Source organism: Chitinophaga pollutisoli, from assembly GCF_038396755.1.
Classification (GTDB): Bacteria; Bacteroidota; Bacteroidia; order Chitinophagales; family Chitinophagaceae; genus Chitinophaga; species Chitinophaga pollutisoli.
On the sequence record NZ_CP149822.1, the window covers coordinates 5,498,950 to 5,519,662 of the forward strand.

Genomic DNA, 20,713 nt, shown 5'->3' on the forward strand with positions numbered 1-20,713 from the left:
TACAAATATTGGAATTGATAGGCAGGGGTTCAATGGGCATTCTTATGGTAATGATGGATAATTTTATGATTGCTATATTTTTCTATCTTTACACAAAGCCGTATGTGCTACCCATCAACATGGATTTTATTATGAAAAAATAACCGGTACATGATACGTAAAAAGGAAGGATTCGAAGGCCAGCGGGCAATTGTATTGCCGCGAAAAGTAATCGCAGGGCCTTGCGCGGCGGACCCCCTGGTCAACGGGCTCTACATCACCGACATCGGCTTCTATCCCAAAGCGCGCTATCACTTCCGCCAGCGGAACCACGGGATCGACCAGCACATCCTCATCTATTGCCGCGAAGGCCGCGGCACAGCCACCGTCGGCAACCGCCAGTATACCCTCGCGCCCGACGATTTCATCTTCATCCCCGCGGGCAGCGGGCATCACTATGCGTCCGACGATACCGACGCGTGGACGATCTACTGGGTGCATTTCAAAGGCCCCCGCGCGGCCGACGCCGTTGCCGCTGTGGAGCGCCGTTTCGGCGGGCATCACGGCAGGGTGACCTTCCAGCAGAAGCGCCTCGACCTGTTCGAGGACATGTACGCCAGCCTGGAGCGGGGCTACGGGAACGACAACCTCGGTTATGCGAACATGTGCCTCTGGCACTACCTGGCGGGCTTCCTGTACGAAGAGCCCTTCAGCCTGTCGGAAAAACATACCAGCCGCGATGCCGTGGAGCAATCGATCAGCCACATGCGCGAGCACCTGGGCGCTTCGCTCACCCTGGCCGACCTGGCGGGCGCAGCGAACCTGTCGGCCAGCCATTATTCAGCCGTTTTCCGCAAGCGGACGGGCTACTCGCCGCTGGAGTACTTCCATCATCTTAAAATCCAGAAAGCCTGCCAGTATTTATTGTTTACGGATATGCGGATCAAAGAGATCGCGTGGGCAGTGGGGATCGAAGATCCGTATTACTTCTCGCGGATGTTCAGCAAGCTCATGGGCGTGGCGCCGCAGCAATACCGTTCGAAGCGCGGAGTGTAAAGAACGGGGAAACGATGTATCTTGCCCGCCAATCCATTATCCATGATCATTGACACATTAGCGAACGCAGACAAGTACGCAGGACTGGGGGAACGCTTCCAGGCGGCATTCAAATGGCTCCGGGAATCCGATCTGGCCGCACTTGAAAAAGGAAAACACAGCATCGAGGGCGACCGCATCTTCGCCATCGTCAACGAATACGATACCATTCCCGCCGAAAGCGAGCAGATGGAATCGCACCGCAAGCATATCGATGTGCAGTATATCGTTTCGGGGAAAGAGCTGGTGGGCCACGATATGTTGCGCGGGCAGCAGGTGAGCCGCCCTTACGATGAAAACGACGATTTCATGCTCTGGGCGGACCGTCCGTCTTTCTACACCCAGCTAACGCCGGGCGATTTCGCTATCTTCTGGCCCACCGATCTGCACATGCCGAACCTCATTTCCGGCAGTTCCGTGAAAGTGCGGAAGATCGTCATCAAGATCGCGACGGGTAAATAGTCCCCCGTATTTTACTATTTTGCGGCCGTATTTAATAAAATTATCATGTCAAATAAACGGTTCACACTGGCCTGGCTGGGCGGGAAGGAATGGCTTGTGTTGTTGCTTTGGTTCGGTTTGTCGGCGATCGTTGGCTTGAAGGAATTCATGGTCGACAATCACAACAATTACACGATTTTCAAGCACGTTTATCTGCATACCATCCACGGGCAAACGCTTTATGGGCCATATCCTGAGTATTTCGACGTGAATAACTACGGGGTGCTGTTCAGCGTGCTGATCGCGCCGTTCGCCATCCTGCCCGACTGGCTGGGGAGCATCCTTTGGGTGCTGACGAACGCCGCGGTGTTGTTCCTGGCGATCCGGCAGTTGCCGCTGAACCGTATCCAGCAGAACCTGGTGATTATTTTCGCGAGCCATGAGCTCATGGCGGCGAGCAGTTATTTCCAGTTCAACCCCATTGTGGCGGCCTGTATCATTTTCGGGTATACGATGATGCGGAAGGAGAAGGACTTCTGGGCGGCTTGTTTCATCATGTTCGCCACGCTGACGAAGGTGTACGGGATCGTGGGGCTGGCGTTTTTCTTCTTTTCCCGGCATAAGCTGAAGCTCATCGGCAGCATGGTGCTGTGGGGAGCGGTGTGGTTTGCGGCGCCAATGGTGCTTTCTTCGCCGCAGTTCGTGGTGCGGATGTATGTGGAATGGTACAATGCGCTGGTGGTGAAGAATGTGCAGAATGCGCAGATCGACAAGGGTATTGTGTTGCAGGATATTTCCGCGATGGGCTTTATCAAGCGGACGTTCCGTTTGCCGTATATGTCTAATTTGGTGGTGATAGGCCCGGCCATGGTGCTTTTTGCGGCGCAGTACATCTGGTTGAGGTATAAAGACGATGTGCGGTACCAGCTCCTGATCCTTAGTTCCACTTTACTTTTCACGGTATTGTATTCCAGCAGTTCGGAATCTCCTACATATATCATCGCGTTCCCGGCGGCCTGCATCTGGTTCATGTTGCAACCGCGGAGTACGGCGGCGAATATTTTCTTCGTGTATTTGCTGATCGGCACGAGTTTCTCGCATTCCGACCTGGTAACGTCTTGGGTGAAGAAGAACCTGGTGGTGCCTTACGCGGCCAAAGCGATGCCCAGCCTTATGTTGTGGCTGCTGATCGTGTACCAGATCCTTACGCGGCGGTTCCTTCGCTGGCCGCAGGTGGGTGCGCAGTTTTCACATTAAATTCATTTTCCCATAACGCAGGGGAAACATCCGTCGGGGATATTGCATCCGGAAACCGACAGGTGTTTCCCCTCTTTGTTTTTGGCCCCGCGGCATTTCCGTCCTTATTGATCCCGTTACCTTATTTATTAGTCCCCCCTTTTATCTTAGCATCATAAGCATTACCAGTTCCTCCGTTTCCGGGGGAACTTTTTTATATGGCGGAAGCGTGGCCACGGCTGTTTAAATGTGGCATGGAAATCGCGGTAATTGCTTGAAAATCCTAAACTTAGGAATAATACGTTTATTGATCACCAAAACAACCACGCATATGAACCGGATGTACCATGCAATCCTGGGGATGGCGGCATTATTGTTGGCCCAGGGCGTTCAGGCCCAGAATTTTCCCAAAAAAATGTATCTCAAAGTGGCGGGCGGATATTTTTTCAGTGTTTCGCCCGGACAATTCCCGGATGTAGGACCATATCCTCCGCGGGATATCCGTAATACCGTGAACCCGGCCACGGGCGCAGTAACGGAGGTGTCCGAGCGGGTGCTGACGGGGTCTTACGGCGAGGGGCTGCGGGGCGGCCTTACCGTGGGGTATAATATCAACAAGCACGTAGCCATTGAAGGGACTTTCAACTATTTCCACAGCCAGGAGAACCTCATGACGCGGAATGTGAGTGTTTTTGATGGATTGAATAAAGACGCGGCTCGGATTGAGTCCGACGGGCATGTGAATGCCATAGACTTCGCGCCGAGCCTGGTGTTGAGCCCGGGATACGAGAAGTTCAACCCGTATGTGCGGTTTGGGTTTGTGGTGCCGTTGTGGGGCAAGCTGATTATTGAAACCGAGGCTATGCGGATGAGCCGTCCGGCCGGGGTGCCGCTGCCTGCCGGCACGATGGTGAAAACGGATATCATGCGGACGGAGGAGATCAAGCCCAATCCTACTTTCGGGTTCCAGGGGGCGATGGGTTTCAATTACAATGTTTCGCGGCGGATCGACATCTTCGCCGAAGCAGAATACCGGAACGTGCCGGTGCGCAGCAAGGAGAAGGAGGTAACGAAATACAGCGAAACCAATAACGTGGTGAATGTGCAATCGGGCGAGGTGCTGCAGCAGCTGCCGGGGCGGGGGATCAACGATCTGAGCCATGCGGAGCGGTATACCACGTATGTAACGGTGCTGGACGAAAATTCCAATACGCCCACGGGCTCCACGGAGGCGCAAACGAACTATAAGAACGATAATGCCCCTGCCAACGATCTGAAGTCATATATCAATATTGGCGGTTTGGGGCTGAATGCGGGCGTCCGGATCAAGTTTTAGGCATTTTACACCGGTGGCGCGCAGGAATGGGCGCCGCCGGTTTGTTCTTCCCCAAAAAGTTTAGTATATTTGTTCCTATGTCAGGATCGACCATACAGCCCAGATTGAAAAGTGCCCGGAGTTACAGACCGGTTGCGGGGGTGACGTATGCCTGCAACAGCGTGTCTTTCCGCACTTTCTGCAAGAAGTTATACTACTTCTCAAATTTTAAGGACTTCAATACGCTTGCCCTGAACCATTAAGCGTTTCTCCGGGTTCAGGGGTTTTTCTTACTGCTTTTATTCGATACTTAATTGAATTGCTCGGATGCGAAATCAAGAAGAGGTTTCCATCGGCGGCATGATTTTGTTCGTTTTACTAATCGCCAACGCGCTGATATTACGCGCGGGGCTGTTGAATAATGCGGGCTGGTACCGGGCTTTGTATATATCCCTGCCATTGCTGCTGATCGTATTGATAACCGGAATGTTTAAAAAGCCTGGTGCGAAGCCTTGAAAAGCCGCGCCGGAAATACAATTACATATATAATTCATTATTAAATCTTTTACACCATGCAAAAGAAACAGCAACCTATATTCAGGAAGGATGACTACGATGTGATCCATGCCTGCCTGCAGGAAGGTGCGAGGGAAAGTGCCTTCGGTCCCGCGGTCGTGGAATCGCTGCTGGCTGATTTCAGGAAGGGCAAGCTGGTGAGCAAGGAAGCTTTCCCTGCAGACGTGGTACGCCTTAATTCCCGCGTCATCATCCAGGAAACGGACCGCCCCAAAGAAATGGAGGTAACGGTCGTGTTGCCCGAAGAAGCCGATATCAAACAACGTAAAATATCCGTCATGGCGCCTGTAGGCGTAGCCCTCATCGGGTTCGGCAAAGGCCAGGAAGTGATGTGGCAGGTGCCGGGCGGGAAGAAGAAGTTTACGATCAAAGAAGTATTTAACGAAAGAGACTGATAGCTCTAATTGGAAATTTACAATAACGGGCGCCTGTTGAGGCGCCCGTTTTACAAACAATTGGCAAGCAGATTCCGGGTGTATATTCCTCCCCAAAACATCCAGGACATTACAGTTAATGAAGTGATGAGAACAATTGCCAGGCTTGCGCAATGATTACCCCAAAAGCGCGGTTTCTCAGTTGCTATTATTTCCCCTTTTCCATACCTCAAATACAACAGGAAACTCATCAACAGGCAACATGCGGCAATGCCAAACATCCAATATTTGCCAATGCTTGTGCAATACATCTTAATAGCGACTACATCCGTAATGCCTACAACAAGGAATGAGCACAATATACCAAATACGAAAACACTCGTAAAGTAAGGTGAAACATCAGGGATGATCCTGGTGTATAATAAGTAGTAGTAATAAAAAAATACTTTGAATACCATCTTTGCTTAATGTAACCAGCCAAAAATCTTCATGTTTCGGCGCGTTTAACTTGCTATTGATCATTCGGGCTGCCGTCATGATGTATCAGGTCAAGCGTCCAGCTGATGAATATTTCCATCATCCATTCATAGAAGCTTTCGTTTACCAGTTCGGGGTCGTTTTCCGGGGAGGATAGATTGGATTCCCAGAACACGATGGGGCAGTCGGTAGAATCGTCGGCTACGAAGCGGGTATCGAAGCAATAAAAGTTGCCGCTGCCATCGGTGGAAAAGGGGACGAGATAACCGGGCTGGGGGCTTTCCACCTGGCTATGCTCGCGGTCGTATACGCTTTCCAGCGTTTCCGGGAAGCCGTTGTCGCCGATCCCGAAGATCGTATTGCCGGGGAGCTCCAGGCCGTTGAACCCGGTGATCAGTTCTTTGTATTCGGAAGGAAGTTGGAGGTGATGGGCGTCTTCAAATGAGGAAATGCGGTCGTCTTGTATACGATCCCCGACGATGAGGACATTCGGTGAGAATTTCTCCAGTTCATTCACGATATCGGCGGTGGTAAACATGTGCGCGGGGTAGATTTGCCGGAAAGATAGGATTTATTTCTTCTTTTATGTCATGTGGGTAAATGGGAATGGTTGAGCGCACATCCTTGTAACAGTTTGATAGATTCCGTAATTCGCTTGCCGATATCCCTACTTACACTTACATAGGTTTTGTTCATCAAAGTAGGTAACAGGCCGGAGCATTGCAGGCCATATTTTTAGGTATACGATACAAATTACATTGCCAGCCTGATTGGTATCTTCAATCAACGAATTTCCTTCATAAGATTTGCTATTAATATTGACCCTGAATTTCAACTTCTTTTTCGAGTTTTTGGGCCATACAGTTGTTGATAATAGCTCACCTTGTTCACAAACCCATAGGTTATATTACTTCCTACTGCAAGACAAACTACTCCCACTATTACCCATAAAGCCCTGGTTTCCGAGAAAGGAAAAAGATCGAAGAGCGTTAAAATAAGGATGATGAGGCCAATTCCCAACAGGGGAAGTATAAGTATCCTGTTTTGTGGGTTGTGTGATGGGTAATTCGAGTTGCATGTTGCGATTATTCAGTAGGTTTCCGATTATCCGTTCATGATTGTACAATATTGTCATTTTCTGCTTTCGCCTGTTCCGCTGCTATTGCATCCGGGGTACGGATATTCAGGAAACGCAGGATCGCTTTGAAATGGAGTATGACAAACAAAACAAGCAATCCCAGCCCCAGCGGTTGGTACTTCGGAAATGTAATAGGGCCGAACCAATACGATATTGTCGTTATAGTGCTCGTAAATGCAGCCAGTTTGAAGGTTGTTAGTAGCAATGTAACGCCGGTCAGTACTTTACCGATGCGGGGATGAATAAAGGATGCGACAATAGTTATCAATAATAGCCCTGTCCCGACGTAATGCATCCATTGTGCCGTGGCTTCAGTAGTAGCAATAGTAAACCATGATACAATGGAGAGGATGAATAAAATACATAAAGGCGCAAATCGGATGATCTTTAACATAGGCAAGGGAGTGGTTTATTGCTGAATATACGGAAATAGGCGGAAGGCGCAGTCAAGTTGATAAAAAAGCCCGAAGGCCTAAACCTCCGGGCATATCAACCGAGTATGAAACCCGAAACGGGTTATTTCCTGTTCAGCAATTCCAACAGCCGCTTCGCGGCCTCTTCCGACGATGCGGGGTTCTGGCCGGTGATGAGCAAACCGTCTTTCAGCACGTAGCTGCCCCAATCGGGCCCTTTGCTATATGTGCCGCCGTTTTTCTTCAGCTCGTCTTCCAGGAGGAAGGGCACCACTTTCGTCAGCTGCACCGCTTCTTCTTCGGCGTTCGAAAAGCCGGTCACTTTCAAACCTTTTACCAAAGGTTCCCCGTTCGCTTTTTTGACGTGCAACAGCACGGCGGGCGCGTGGCACACGGCGGCTACGGGCTTGCCGTTGTTATAAAATTGTTCGATGAGCGCGATAGAGTTTTTATCGTTCGTGAGGTCCCACAGCGGGCCGTGGCCTCCGGGATAAAATACTGCGTCGTAATCGGCGGCGTTTACCTGGCTGAGGGGGATCGTTTTGGAGAGTTTTTGCTGCAAATCCTTGTCTGCGAAGAACCGGCGTGTAGCGTCGGTCAGCGATTCGGGGGCTTCGCTCTTGGGATCGATGGGTGGCTGACCGCCCAGCGGTGAGGCGATAGTGATCTGCGCGCCGGCGTCGGCCAGGGCGTAGTAAGGGGCCGCGAATTCTTCTACCCAGAAACCGGTCTTATGCCCGGTGTCGCCCAACTGGCTATGGGAGGTCAGTACAATGAGAATTTTGAGGACATTCATATTAGTGCTTTTTGCGTGTGCGAATCGTCGTATCGGCGCCGGTGCGACAATACAAAATTAGAACAGCGCAGTAACGCAAATGTTGCGGTAGCGCACTAAAATGCTGTGATCCCCCGCACAACAGGGGCTTTTATGTGAGCCAGGTCACATTTCGCCCTGGTACAACCGGCTCAGGCTCTCGCGCGATACACCGAGGTAAGCCGCCAGCAGGGTTTTAGGCACCCGCTGCATCAGTTTGGGTTGCAACTGTTGCAAACGCTCGTAGCGCTCCCGGGGATTCTTGAACAGCAACAGCAATATCCGCTGCTGTAAACCTACATATCCGCCCTTTTTCTTCAGCAGGAAGAAATTCGAGAATGCATGGATCTCGCGCGCCAGCTTCTGGTGGTCGTCGTCGGAAAGCACCAGCACCTCGCTGTCTTCGATACAATCTACGGTCAGCGTGGCGGGCGTGTGGTTGTACAGCGCCAGGTAATCGGATACCCACCAGTCTTCCATGGCGAATTGCAGGATATGCTCCTTGCCCGATTCGTCGGTATGGCTCGATTTGATCAGTCCTTTATGGACCCAGTAATGGAATTTGACAGCATCGCCTTCCTGGATGAGGGTTTGTCGTTTTTTGAATTTCTTGAGGGAAAAGTGAGACCAGATGTATTCGAACTCGTCGTCGGTAAGCGGGACAAGCTGGGTAAAATGCTGGTGAAGTCGGGTCCTAATGTCCATATCTGCCCTCAATTTAGTGAAAATTTCCCTGTCGTCCGGAAGCAGTATTTGTGCTTATTAGCGCTTTAGTACCGAAAAGATGATAATTATCATCCCCTTTTTTGCTGTCACCGGTAAAAAATACCATAAAAGCCCCAAATGTGAAAAGTACCGCAAACAGCCAGGTCGTACCTTTGTGATGTCATGAAAGCAACCATCCCGGTATACGATATCTGCACTGTTTCAGACGGTCACCAGCACCCGGACCTGCTCACCGAGCGCCTCGGTTCTTATTTGAAGGAGAACTACCAGCGCGTCCACCAGCAGCATGGCCACTCGTTTTACCACCTGGTGCTTTTTACCGGCGGCAGCGGGTCCCATACCCTGGATTTTACCCGGTATGCCGTGGAGCCCTGGCAGCTGTACTTCATGACGCCCGGACAGGTCCATTCCTGGCACCTTGGCCCGGAAACCGAGGGGTATGTGGTGCATTTCTCCACCGCGTTCTTCCGTTCCTTCCTCGCCAACCCCGATTACCTCGACCGATTCCCGTTCTTTTCGGGGCAAAGCCCGGACCAGGTGATGGAAGTGCCGGAAAAGCTACGCGATGCCATACAGTCGGTATTTGAGCAGATTCTGCAGGCCGGGGCCGATAACGAGCCCGATCTCGTGCGCGCACTGCTGCTACAACTGTTCCTGGAAACCGACCGCCACATCGCCCGCGACGGGGAGCCCGGCGTGCCGCAACAGAAGCAGCTCGTATTGCGGAACTTCATGGCGCTCATCAACCGCCATTACCGTTCCCTGCGCCTGCCCCGCGAATACGCCGAACAGCTCTACATCACGCCCAACCATCTCAACGCCCTCTGCCAGGACCTTCTCGGCAAAACGGCCGGCGAGATCATCCGGGAGCGCGTGCTGCTCGAAGCCAAGCGCCTACTCACCAACGAACAGAAAACCGTAGCCGAAATAGCCGGAGAACTCAACTTCCCCGATAACAGCTACTTCTCACGGTTCTTCCGGAAATATGTGGGGCAGTCGCCCGAAGAATTCAGAAAAAGCCTAAACTGAAAAATATGTGTGCCGAACGAAACGAACATAAGCCCAATGTGATCCTCAGCGCTTTGCAAAACAAATGCCCCCGCTGCCGGAGAGGCCGCCTCTTCGTGGAATCCAATCCCTACAAACTTGGCTCCTTCATGAAAATGAACGAGCACTGCCCCGAATGCGGCCAGCCTTCCGAGCCGGAAACCGGCTTCTTCTTCGGAACAGGATACGTAAGCTACGCCCTGTCCATCGCCCTGTCTGTGTCCACCTTCGTAGCCTGGTGGGTGCTGCTCGGGTTCAGCCTGCACGATAACAGCGTGCTCTACTGGCTGGGCGTTAACGCTATTCTCCTCGTGGTCATGCAGCCCCTGCTCATGCGCCTCAGCCGCACGATCTGGCTCTACTTCTTCGTCTACTACGACCGCAACTGGCGCCAGAACCGCCTGCCGGTCCGCACATCGGTGCAGTAGTAGGATTTTAACATATTCTTCCTGTAAACGCGCATTCGCGCCTGCCATCTTGTGCCAATCCCGCGCAGTTATTACTTTTCGGTATGATGATGCGGTTATGGAAAATGATGTGGTGCTGCCTGTTGATGACGGGCGTGATGTGCCAACAGGGGAACGCCCAGCAAAACAACGTGCGGTTCTCGCACCTGGGCATCGCGCAGGGACTGCCCCAAAGCTCCGTTTACTGCATGTTCCAGGACAGCAAAGGTTTCATCTGGTTCGGTACCAGCCTGGGCATCTCGCGGTACGACGGATACGTTATCCGCAACTTCGCTTACAACCCCGCCAATCCCTACTCCATCCACAGCAACGATCCGCTCTCCATCCAGGAAGACGCTTCCGGCAACCTGCTCATCGGCAGCGACCAGGGGCTCGACCGCTTCGATACCCGCAGCGAAAAGTTCTACCGCATCAAAGCCTTCGACGGTGAAACCGAAGTGCCTTACCGGTATGTGAAATCCATCCATAAAGACGCCAAGGGCCGCATCTGGTCGGGTTCCACGCTGGGGCTGCTGCGCTATGACGAGGAAACGCAGCGGCTGGTGAAGGAAATCCATGCGAAAGAAGGGAAGTTCCAGCTGAATTATATCACGGAAGATAAATCAGGGATCCTCTGGCTGGGGGGCTATTCCGGCGTACGCCGTTACAACCCGGAAACGAAGCGGATGCTTCCCATCCCGGAGAGCCTCGCCAGGAACGCGTTCTATAACAAAAGCACGCTCCAGTCGCTGAAGATAGACAGCGCGCAGAACCTCTGGATCGGTACGGCCAAAGACGGATTGCTCATCTGGAACCGCGCTACCGACAGCTGCGAGAACTTCCATTCCGGTTCGGGCGCCAAAGCTGTGAGCAGCGAAATGGTGCGGGCCATCGGGTTTCATGACGGGAATGCCTGGATTGGGACCCGGCACGGCGTGTACGTGGTGGCCGGCGACCGGTCGGCAGTGAAGAATTATACCGTGAACGGCGCCGATCCCGCGTCTATCGGTTCCAATTCCATTCTCAGTTTTATGAAAGACAACGCCGGCAGCGTCTGGATTGGTACCTTCTCCGCGGGGGCCAGTATCCTGCATCCCGGTAACAATAATTTCAGTTTTATTTCCGACCGCCGCAGCCCGCTGCCCGGTCTCAGCTACCGCGTTACCAGCAGCATCGTGGAAGACCGCCACGGTCGCTTCTGGATCGGTACCGAAGGTGGGGGCGTCAATTATTACGACCGGGGACAGGGGGTAATCCGGCATGTCCGTGTGGGGCACGGGCCGGAGCATCATATCAATCCACAAATGGTGAAGGGCATTTGCCTCGACGACCAGGATGTGCTCTGGATCGCCACGCTCGACGGGTTCTACAGTTACCATACCCTCACCGGCCGCATGCAGCGCCATCTTTTGAAAGAAACGCCGCAAAACAACCTCGATGAAGTGGCCTACAGCGTGATTACTGACGGCCCGCGCAGATGGATAGGCACCAAGGCCGGGCTCTTCCGGATGGATGCGGATGGTAAGATCACCCATTACCGGCATGAGAAAGGAAACGCGAAAAGCCTCGTATTCGACGATATCAACGTTATCATCCGCGACCATGCCGGCGCGATATGGGCGGGCACTGAATCTGGACTGGCATGCCTTCCTGCCGGGAGCGATACTTTCATCAATTACGCCCTCGAATTCGATTCAGTGTTCAACAAAAACGCCATTGTGGCGCTGTATGAAGACGACCGGCGCCAGATCTGGATCGGTACCCGCAACGGCCTGAAGGTCCTCGATAAACAACGGGGGAGCTTCCATACCATCGATTCCACTTACGGCATGCCTTCCAATATCGTGCGCGCCATCCAGCAAGACGGGCGGGGCGATTACTGGGTTTCGCAGGACAGGAGCATCACGCGGCTCGTGCTCCGCAAAGCCGCCGGTCCTTTTGCGAAGGAAGATGTGGAGATCCGGAATTATCCCATGCAAAGCGGCAGCAGCGCCATTGAGTTCCTCGCCGCCAACTGCCGGACCACCACCGGCCAGCTGATGTTCGGCGGAAGCGGGGGCGTGGTGTATTTTTCGCCGGAATCGCTGGTTAGCAATCCGGTGCCGCCGCCGGTGGTGCTCACGTCTTTCCTCATCAAAAACCAGCCGGTAGAAATCGGCGGTAAAAATTCTCCCCTCAGCGAAGCCGTCACCTATTCAAAACATATCACCCTCAGCCACGACCAGGCGTATTTTACCATTGGTTTCGCGGCGCTCAATTATATCCGTCCCGGCAACAACCAGTACGCTTACACGCTGGAAGGCCTCCCCGGCACGCCGGAATGGAATTACGTGGGCCGCCAGCAGCAGGCGACCTACACCAATCTCGCCGCGGGCGATTACGTGTTTAAAGTGAAAGCCGCTAATAACGACGGCCTCTGGAATGATCGGTACACCGAATTGAAAATTACCGTGCTGCCGCCTGTCTGGAAAACCTGGTACGCCTGGCTGTTCTACATCCTTGCGGCCGGCGCGATTTTATATTTCTGCTGGAAGTATTCCCTCAAAACCGCCAGGCTCCGGCACGAACTGCAATTGCAGCAGCGGTCAAGGGAGAAGGACCGGGAGCTTGCCCAGCGGAAGCTTTCCTTCTTCACCCATATTTCCCACGAAATCAAAACCCCGCTCACGCTGATCCTCGCGCCGCTAGACAAGCTGGTGGACCAGGAGAAAGGCAACGCCCGCCTGCTGAACCAGCTGCTGCTCATGCAGCGCAGCGGCGAAAGGCTCCTCCGTCTTACCGACCAGCTCCTCGATTTCCGGAAACTGGAGGCGGGGCATATGCAGTTGCAGGTGATGGAGCAGGATGCGGTGCAGCTCGTCAGGGAAGTGGTGCTGTCTTTCGACGCCTATGCACGGCAGCGCGGGGTACGGCTCACGCTTTCCGCACAGGAACCGGAGATGCCGTGGTGGCTCGACCGGGACAAGGTGGAGAAGATGCTGTACAACCTCATTTCCAACGCGCTCAAGTTCACACCGGCTGGCGGCAGGATCCGGTTGTCGGTGAAGCGGGATGACGGCCGGTTGTTGCTGATAGTGGAAGACAATGGCGCAGGGATTCCCACAGCGCATATCGGCAAGATATTCGACATGTTCCAGCACTTCGACGCGCCCGACAGGGAAGTGGGTGGCACAGGGATCGGGCTGGCGTTTACCAAAGGGCTCGTAGCGCTGCACCGCGGTGTTATTACCGTGGAAAGTACGCCTGCGGCGGAAAGTAACGCGGGACAGACCTGTTTTTCCATCCGCCTGCCTGCAGGCCCCGATGCATATCCGCTCCGGGAGCGGTTAGCGGGGAATACGGGAGAGGAATCTTACGCCAAACCCGTATTGCCGGATGAAGCCGAAGACGAAGAAGGGGACGCGGGGGCGGGGAGGCCTGTCATGCTTATCGTGGAAGACAACGAAGAGATGCTGGGCTTCATCGCGGGGCATTTCCGGGAGCTGTACACTGTCCACGAAGCGCACGACGGCAAGGAAGGCTGGCGCATCGCCACCAGCGTACTCCCGGATATCGTCATTTCCGACGTAACGATGCCGGGGATGAGCGGCACGGACTTCTGCCGGCAACTGAAAAGAGACGAGCGGACCTGTCATATCCCCGTTATCCTGTTAACAGCCCGCAGCCCGGTCATTTTCCAGATGGAAGGCCTGGAAACCGGCGCCGACGATTACGTGACCAAGCCCTTCAATATCGGGCTGCTCCAGCTGCGGGCGCATAACCTGCTCGTGTCGCGCGCCCTGTTGCGGGAGCGATACAGCCGCGACGTCACGCTGCAGCCTTCCAATATCACCATCACTTCGGCCGACGAGCAGTTCCTGGCCAAAGTGATGCGCTTTATCGACGATAATATCATGGAGGCGACGCTCAACGTAGAGCAGCTAGCCCGTGATGTGAACCTCAGTCGGATCACGTTGCTGCGAAAAATAAAAGCCCTCACCAATCAATCCACCATCGAATTCATCCGCAGTTACCGCCTGAAGAAGGCGGCGCAACTGTTGCAAACGGGTCATAATGTCACGGAAGCGGCCTACATGGTCGGGTTTTCGGACGTGGATTATTTCCGGAAGTGGTTCAAGGCGGAATTCGGCAGTACCCCGAAGGAATACGCCGCCAGCCGCCAGCAGGGCGCCGCGGGCAAAGGGAATTGATCTATTCGTCCGGTATAATTGCTACAAATGAAGGGTGTTCCGGCAAGCATACGCGGTTATTTTTGGTACTTATGATAAGCCATATAAAACAAACCATCACCGCACTCGCGCTTACCCTCGCCCTGGCCGGGAGCGCAAAGGCGCAGCAACCCGTGCCGTTGCGATACGGGGCCCAATACACGGGCATGCGCACCGACGAAGCCATGCAGCAATGGAGGAGCCACCGGTTCGGGCAATTCATCCACTGGGGCCTTTACGCCATCCCCGGCGGCGTCTGGAACGGGAAAACGTACAATTACGCCGCAGAATTCCTGAAATCCAGCGCCCGCATCCCCACGGCCACTTGGGATTCGCTCATGTACCAGTTCAACCCGCGGGAATTCGACGCCCGCGCCTGGGCGAAGATGGCGAAGCAAATGGGCGCCAGATACATGACCATCACCACCAAGCATCACGAAGGATTTTGCCTCTGGCCCACCAAATTCACCGATTTCAACATCAGCAACACCCCCTTCCGCCGGGATATCCTGAAGGAACTGGTGGATGCGTATAATGCTGAAGGGATCGACGTTAACTTTTACTATTCCGTGCTCGACTGGCATCACCCCGACTGGCGCTACGATATCAAATCCCCCGAAGACAGCGTCGCTTTCCGCCGCTTCCTCGATTTCGCCGGCAACCAGCTGAAGGAGCTCGCCACCAATTATCCCACCGTGAAAGCTTTCTGGTTCGACGGTACCTGGGACAGTTCCATCAAGAAAAACGGTTGGTGGACGCTGGAGGCGGAACAGATGCTGAAATCCGTCCGCCCGGGCATGATCGTTAATTCCCGGTTGCGCGCCGATGACTTCGGGAAGCGCCACTTCGATTCCAACAACCAGCTGATGGGCGATTACGAATCCGGTTATGAGCGCCGCCTGCCCAATCCGGTGAAGGACCTGCAGGTCACAAAATGGGATTGGGAAGCGTGTATGACGGTGCCCGAAAATCAGTGGGGTTACCACCGCGACTGGACCGTTTCGCACGTCAAATCGCCGCTGGAGCTGCTGGAAATGTTGGTGCACGCCACGTCTATGGGCGGTAATTTTTTGTTGAATTTCGGGCCCGACGGCAACGGGGGTTTCCGGAATGAAGAGCGCCACATCGCGCAGTTCATCGGCAAATGGATGGAGAAAAACGGCCCCGTGATTTGGGATTGCGGCTACGCCGGATGGGAGAAACAGGACTGGGGTTATTTCACCCGAAAGAACGGCAGCGCCCATGTGAATATGATCGTTTTCAACAAACCGGTGTCGGGGTTATTGAAAGTGAAGGTGAAGGGTGATGTGAAGATACTGTCTGCCAAAGCGGGCGGCAAGGCTTACCGCGTGGAAGAGATTGCGAAGAACGAATACTTCATTCATTTTACAGATAGAAAGATGACCGAACCGCGGGTAATCGTATTGGAAACGGCGAAAGCTTCGGAAGCCGCCGATAAATACCAGGACGCGAGAACCTGATAGCCTGAGAAAAGTAACGTTGATAAATAAGTGAGGCTCCCGGGCGCGGGGGCTTTTACTTATCCTCCACTACCTTGAAAATCCGGTTGCATTTATCCGCAACGGTATGGATGATCTCATCCATTTCTTTGGCGATTTTTTCAATACCGGCCAATAGCGGGAGGTTGGCGGGATCGGTGAGATTATCTTTGTTAATGAGGCCCACCACGCCGAGCATGGAAGCTACGGGGCGGCGGAGGCTGTGGGAGCTCATGTGGGCTACTTTCTGCAGTTCCTCGATGTAGGTTTTCTTATCCGTGATGTCTTCCATGGCGCCGATCATACGGATGGGCTGGTTTGCTTCGTTGTACATGACGTATACCCTGTCGAAAACATAGCGGTATTTGCCGTCGGCGCAGAGGAAGCGGTATTCCGCCGCCAGGGTACTGCGTTTTTCGGCGATGGCCTGTTGTAAACCGGCGATGACTTTGGGCGCATCTTCCGGGTGGACGTGCGCTTCCCACCAGTTTTCCGTATCGTCTGCCTTCCGGTGGCCGAACATGATGGAAAGATTGTTATTCCAGTGCATGGTGTTGGCGACCATGTCGTAATCCCAGATGACGTTGCTGGTAGCGAGGGTGACCATTTCGTAGCGGTCGAGGGCTTTTTGCAGGCTGAGCTGTTGATGTTTCCGGTGGGTAATATCCCGCGCAAAGCAGGAAACACCCACCACGCGTTGTTGTTTGCGTATAGGGTGGAAGGTGATTTCCGCGAAGGCCAGGCCCATATCCTCCAGCTCCAGGGATTCTTCAATGATATGCGCTTCGCCGGCGAGGCTGCGTTCGTAGTATTCGTTCCAGCGCTGGATTTCTTCTTCAGTGTCGCCTTTGACGAGGGGGCCGCCTACATGCACTTCCTGGTTTTTGAACTGGCGTATGCTGTCGCGGAAGGCGTTGTTGAAAGCGGTGTAATGCTTGCGGTCGTCTACGGCCCAAATGAGATCATCCGTGCTGTTGATGATGGAATTAAGCAGCAGTTCCTGGCGGGAAAGGGCTTCGAAGGCAATATGTTTGTCGGTTACGTCTGAGATGCTGACGATTTCCACTTCGCGGCCTTTGTAATGGGTACCGAAGGTGCGGATATCGACGAATATGAGGGAGCCGTCTTTTTTGAGATGCTTCCAGGTGCCGAAGTTCTGAAAACCGGATGTGGTAAAGCGGGTAACGTCGAGCACTTTCTGGATTTCTTCTTTGGGGCGTACCTGTAAGATGGTCATGGTACGGAATTCTTCCAGCGTATAGCCGTAGAGGTGGATGGCGGCATCGTTAACATCGACGAATTCCAGCGATTTGCGGTCATAGATCCACATGGGCTGGGGGCTTTCGCGGAACACGCGGATATATGCCATTTCGAGCCGGCGCACGGAGCTGCGGGATTTGGACAACAACCAAAACAGCAGCAGCGACGAGAGCAGTACGAAGAGTAAGCCTTTGGCGTATTGCACTTTGAGTAACATGGTTGGGGTATGCTCCGCCAGCCATTGCAGGAGCGAGTCCGTTAGCAATATCCAGAGCACTCCGGCGGTGAAGTAAATCAGCACCGTTCGGATTGGCGACAGTAGGTGGGTCATATTCTGCTGTTTATCAGACGATCAAGACACCGGAATTTACTGAAAATTTGGTCTTGTTGCGGATTCGGAGGGGAAGATTTATAAATGGCGGCGTCAATTGAGGGAGTGGTCGATTTCGAGGACGCCGGAGAAGAGGGGCTCGTTCTTCCCGGGCAGGCATGCACTCACCCGCACGGGTACATAATCAGCGATAAGATGGAAAATATCTTCGTTTTCCAGCGAATGGATTTCCAACTGGGGATAAGGGGAGTTGCGGTCGAGCTTCAGGCGGATGGGCAATGCATGTACGCCGGAAACAACCATGCCGCGCCAGGGATTCATCTCATTGTCGGGCTTTAGCGTTACATGGCGGCCATGCAGCGGTAGCTGCCGGAACAGGGGAGGCGCCGCGGGCGTTTTCACCAGGAGGATGCCGGTAGTCAGAAATAGGTACAATAACAGCATAATCAGGATGATCTCACTGTCTTGTTGCATCAGCACCGTCAGCGGCACTAATCCCATTACGGCGCAAAGCCAGACAAGCGCCTTGCGCTGATAAACGCCCATCCCGGCCGGAAATAACCTGCTCACACAGAACCCTGCGAATATAGCGGAGGGCGCCGTATACAGGAATATTTTCGGAAACACGCCCATTGCCTGCGCGGCGGTGGCGTTGGTCATGGCCGCTGACATATAAAAGATAAAGATCGATGGGGGTAACGCGGCGATGATCCAGATTTTCAGGGTATACCAAAAGAACGTTTTCATACGATAGGGCAAAGAACGGAAATAATCATCATCCGAACAATACCTGTTAACACCTATAAACTACCGTTCGTGTTAAATTTCGTAGATTTAAAGATGTGGAAGAAAATCCTGATCGTAACAACCGTAGCGGCCGTCGGCGCCTGTTCTCCCCAACCGTACAAAGCCACCAACAAAGTGTACCGTTCTGAAGCCAAACGATGGTCCGGTGTGGTGAGGTCCCAGCCCGACAATATCCCCGTTACCGCCGTTGCGCCGCCCGCATGGGCGGGCACTGTCAATTTCAACCTGCGCAAGCCTAACTATGTCATCATTCATCACACCGCACAAAATTCCTGCGAGCAAACGCTGCGTACTTTTACCCTGGAACGTACCCAGGTAAGCGCCCACTACGTCATTTGCCGCGACGGTACCGTACACCACATGCTCAACGATTACCTCCGCGCCTGGCACGGCGGTGCCTCCAAATGGGGCAGCCTCACCGACATCAATTCCGCTTCCATCGGCATCGAACTGGACAACAACGGCTTCGAGCCCTTTGATAGCATGCAGATCCGTAGCCTGCTGGTAGTGCTCGACACCCTCAAAAAACGGTATAACATCCCCGCCATCAACTTCATCGGCCACGGCGACATCGCGCCCCGCCGCAAAAACGACCCCAGCGTCCTATTCCCCTGGAACCGCCTGGCGGAGAAAGGTTTCGGCATCTGGTATGGCGATACTTCACGCATCACCCTGCCCGACAATTTCAGCAACCTCCAGGCGCTGCGGGTCATCGGCTACGATTTACAGGACACTTCGGCCGCCATACAGGCTTTCAAACGGCACTTCGTGCCCTCGGATTCCCTGTCGGCGCCCGCTACGCTGTCCGACGGCTCCCGGAAGATCCTCATGAGTGTTATGCAACAGGCTTTATAGACTTGCTTACCCATACATTGAAAAAAGCGGAGTGAGAACACTCCGCTTTTGCTTTTTTCCACGTTACTCCAATCTATATTGAATCAATAGAACGGATTCTGTTCAAGTTTGGGATTGAGGTCGCGTTCCGCAGTGGGAATGGGCCACCAGTAATCCCTTTTTACGTCAAACTTCCGTGTTTCGAGGAAGCTGCCGTTGTATTTTTTCGCGTCGGAATTCATGACTGTTTCGATGGTCTTCCAGCGGCGGATGTCGTTATAGTAGGTCGCTTCACCGGCGAATTCGATCCTTCTTTCCTTGCGGATGGCTTCGCGCATCTGTGATGGATTGAGGCCCGCCGCGATCTCGGGCATGTCTACGCGGTCGCGGATTTCTTTCAGGGCGGCGTAAACGGTACCATCCGGACCAGACGTTTCATTGCGCGCTTCGGCATACATCATCAGTACGTCTGCGTAACGGAGCACGATGAAGTTGGTTTCCGACTGTCCGCCCACCAGCGAGGATTTATCTGAAGGGGGCGCATCGCGGTCATAGATGGAGAATTTCTTCATCCCGAAACCGGTAATGGCAAAGCGTTTATCGTCAATGATATTGCCCATGTACATGTCGCCGGGGAAGGTGAGGGTGGCATACATGCGCGGGTCGCGGTTTTCGTAAGGCTTGGCGGGGTCGTAACCGGAGCCTGCTTCCGTGGGGAACAGCCCGTTATCCATCGGATAGGCCATAACGAGGTCGAGCAGCGGCGCATTGGTGTTGTACTGGCGGCAGATGAGGTCGAAGGAATTGCCTTGTTCCGGCCACATGTACTGCACATCGAAGATTACTTCTTTGTTGTTTTCGTTTTGGGGAAGGAAAAGGGCGCGGTAATCGTCGAAGAGGTCATAACCGGCTTGCCCGGCGATATCCATGACGGCTTTGGCAGCGTTTTCCGCGTCTTTCCATTTCTGCAGGTCGCCGGCCGGGTTCATGAGCGGTGAAGCTTCGAACAGGAGCAGGCGGGCTTTGAGCGCGAGTGCGGCGCCTTTGGTCACGCGGCCTTTGTCGGTAGCGGCGGTATATTTTACCGGGAGGTATTTGGCGGCGCTGTCCAGATCCTTGAATACCTGCGTTAATACCTGTGCGCGGGGCGTGCGGGGCAGAAAGCCGTCTTTATTCGGGTCGGGCGTGGTGAGGATCAGCGGCGCATCACCATAGTAGGTGGTGAGCATCGAGTAGTACAGGGCGCGGAGGAACAAGGCCTGCGCGCTCATACGCTCGAGGTTGGCCTGCGACATGCCCGGTACGGAAGGCGCTTTTTCCAGGAATGTATTGCAACGCCCGATGCCGCCGTATGCATCCGCCCAACGGGCAGTGATAATGCCTCCGGTGGCGGCGCTGTGGTCGCTGCGGGCCATCGTTCCGAAATTCATCGTGTTGCCGTACAGGTTAGGCGTGGCGCATTCTTCCCAGAGCGCCGTGGCGTTGTTGGAACCCTTGCCGCCATAAATGCCGTCGTTGCGGAGAATGCTGTAACATCCGTTGAGGCCGGCATTGGCCTGGTCCATATTTTGCCAGAAAGTATTTTCGAGATATCTGTCGGTGGGATTCACGTCGAGGAGCGATGTGTTACAGGCGGCAGCCGCGACCGTCATCAATCCTCCGAGTGCCCATATTTTCAACTGTTGCATTGTTTCGTT

At 53.7% G+C, this 20,713-nt stretch carries 18 protein-coding genes; 11 read left to right on the forward strand and 7 right to left on the reverse strand.

The features are described 5' to 3' along the window. Nucleotides 1–150 precede the first annotated feature (150 nt). The 6 genes from WJU16_RS23455 (at nucleotide 151) to WJU16_RS23480 (ending at nucleotide 5,037) form a co-directional block, all read left to right on the forward strand. Entirely contained in the window at nucleotides 151–1,035 is an 885-nt protein-coding gene (locus tag WJU16_RS23455; RefSeq protein ID WP_341835788.1) for an AraC family transcriptional regulator, read from the forward strand. A gap of 42 nt (nucleotides 1,036–1,077) precedes the next feature. Beyond that, nucleotides 1,078–1,536 carry a YhcH/YjgK/YiaL family protein gene (locus tag WJU16_RS23460; RefSeq protein WP_341835789.1) on the forward strand — a complete coding sequence of 153 codons (459 nt, stop codon included), beginning with the start codon at nucleotides 1,078–1,080 and terminating at the stop codon, nucleotides 1,534–1,536. Between the two features lie 45 nt (nucleotides 1,537–1,581). Beyond that, nucleotides 1,582–2,772 (forward strand): glycosyltransferase family 87 protein, encoded by a 1,191-nt coding sequence (locus tag WJU16_RS23465; RefSeq protein ID WP_341835790.1) that lies wholly within the window; start codon nucleotides 1,582–1,584, stop codon nucleotides 2,770–2,772. Between the two features lie 310 nt (nucleotides 2,773–3,082). Beyond that, on the forward strand, nucleotides 3,083–4,087 hold the full coding sequence (locus tag WJU16_RS23470) for an outer membrane beta-barrel protein (protein ID WP_341835791.1): 1,005 nt from the start codon (nucleotides 3,083–3,085) through the stop codon (nucleotides 4,085–4,087). A 306-nt stretch (nucleotides 4,088–4,393) separates the two neighbouring features. Then, on the forward strand, nucleotides 4,394–4,582 hold the full coding sequence (locus WJU16_RS23475) for a hypothetical protein (RefSeq protein ID WP_341835792.1): 189 nt from the start codon (nucleotides 4,394–4,396) through the stop codon (nucleotides 4,580–4,582). Nucleotides 4,583–4,638: 56 nt separating this feature from the next. Continuing rightward, nucleotides 4,639–5,037: a GreA/GreB family elongation factor gene (locus WJU16_RS23480; RefSeq protein ID WP_341835793.1), complete on the forward strand. Its 399-nt coding sequence runs from the start codon at nucleotides 4,639–4,641 to the stop codon at nucleotides 5,035–5,037. A gap of 490 nt (nucleotides 5,038–5,527) precedes the next feature. Here WJU16_RS23480 and WJU16_RS23485 read toward each other — a convergent pair whose 3' ends face one another. The 4 genes from WJU16_RS23485 to WJU16_RS23500 all read right to left on the reverse strand — a co-directional run bounded on the left by WJU16_RS23485 (nucleotide 5,528) and on the right by WJU16_RS23500 (nucleotide 8,563). After that, a complete protein-coding gene (locus tag WJU16_RS23485) occupies nucleotides 5,528–6,031 on the reverse strand; it encodes an SMI1/KNR4 family protein (RefSeq protein WP_341835794.1) in 504 nt (167 codons plus the stop codon). Nucleotides 6,032–6,605: 574 nt separating this feature from the next. Then, complete coding sequence (locus tag WJU16_RS23490) at nucleotides 6,606–7,025, reverse strand: hypothetical protein (protein WP_341835795.1); 420 nt, start codon at nucleotides 7,023–7,025, stop codon at nucleotides 6,606–6,608. Nucleotides 7,026–7,147: 122 nt separating this feature from the next. Continuing rightward, nucleotides 7,148–7,840, reverse strand: coding sequence for a type 1 glutamine amidotransferase domain-containing protein (locus WJU16_RS23495; protein ID WP_341835796.1), 693 nt, complete (start codon nucleotides 7,838–7,840; stop codon nucleotides 7,148–7,150). Nucleotides 7,841–7,984: 144 nt separating this feature from the next. Next, nucleotides 7,985–8,563, reverse strand: coding sequence for a Crp/Fnr family transcriptional regulator (locus tag WJU16_RS23500; protein ID WP_341835797.1), 579 nt, complete (start codon nucleotides 8,561–8,563; stop codon nucleotides 7,985–7,987). A 183-nt stretch (nucleotides 8,564–8,746) separates the two neighbouring features. Here WJU16_RS23500 and WJU16_RS23505 point away from each other — a divergent pair, with 183 nt between their 5' ends. The 4 genes from WJU16_RS23505 to WJU16_RS23520 all read left to right on the forward strand — a co-directional run bounded on the left by WJU16_RS23505 (nucleotide 8,747) and on the right by WJU16_RS23520 (nucleotide 15,766). Next, entirely contained in the window at nucleotides 8,747–9,613 is an 867-nt protein-coding gene (locus WJU16_RS23505; RefSeq protein ID WP_341835798.1) for a helix-turn-helix domain-containing protein, read from the forward strand. 5 nt (nucleotides 9,614–9,618) lie between these two features. Continuing rightward, nucleotides 9,619–10,059, forward strand: a complete 441-nt coding sequence (locus WJU16_RS23510) for a DUF983 domain-containing protein (protein WP_341835799.1) — start codon at nucleotides 9,619–9,621, stop codon at nucleotides 10,057–10,059. 83 nt (nucleotides 10,060–10,142) lie between these two features. Further along, the gene (locus tag WJU16_RS23515; protein WP_341835800.1) at nucleotides 10,143–14,267 is read left to right on the forward strand and encodes a two-component regulator propeller domain-containing protein; all 4,125 of its coding nucleotides are present in this window, start codon (nucleotides 10,143–10,145) and stop codon (nucleotides 14,265–14,267) included. A gap of 71 nt (nucleotides 14,268–14,338) precedes the next feature. Beyond that, entirely contained in the window at nucleotides 14,339–15,766 is a 1,428-nt protein-coding gene (locus WJU16_RS23520; protein WP_341835801.1) for an alpha-L-fucosidase, read from the forward strand. Between the two features lie 55 nt (nucleotides 15,767–15,821). On the opposite strand, the gene WJU16_RS23525 is transcribed toward WJU16_RS23520, so the two are convergent. Continuing rightward, entirely contained in the window at nucleotides 15,822–17,375 is a 1,554-nt protein-coding gene (locus WJU16_RS23525; protein ID WP_341835802.1) for a PAS domain S-box protein, read from the reverse strand. 93 nt (nucleotides 17,376–17,468) lie between these two features. Next, on the reverse strand, nucleotides 17,469–18,047 hold the full coding sequence (locus WJU16_RS23530) for a hypothetical protein (protein WP_341835803.1): 579 nt from the start codon (nucleotides 18,045–18,047) through the stop codon (nucleotides 17,469–17,471). A gap of 168 nt (nucleotides 18,048–18,215) precedes the next feature. Between WJU16_RS23530 and WJU16_RS23535 the strand changes: the two genes are divergently transcribed. Beyond that, the gene (locus tag WJU16_RS23535; RefSeq protein ID WP_341835804.1) at nucleotides 18,216–19,037 is read left to right on the forward strand and encodes an N-acetylmuramoyl-L-alanine amidase; all 822 of its coding nucleotides are present in this window, start codon (nucleotides 18,216–18,218) and stop codon (nucleotides 19,035–19,037) included. Between the two features lie 83 nt (nucleotides 19,038–19,120). Here WJU16_RS23535 and WJU16_RS23540 read toward each other — a convergent pair whose 3' ends face one another. After that, entirely contained in the window at nucleotides 19,121–20,704 is a 1,584-nt protein-coding gene (locus WJU16_RS23540) for a RagB/SusD family nutrient uptake outer membrane protein (protein ID WP_341835805.1), read from the reverse strand. Between the last annotated feature and the right edge of the window lie 9 nt (nucleotides 20,705–20,713).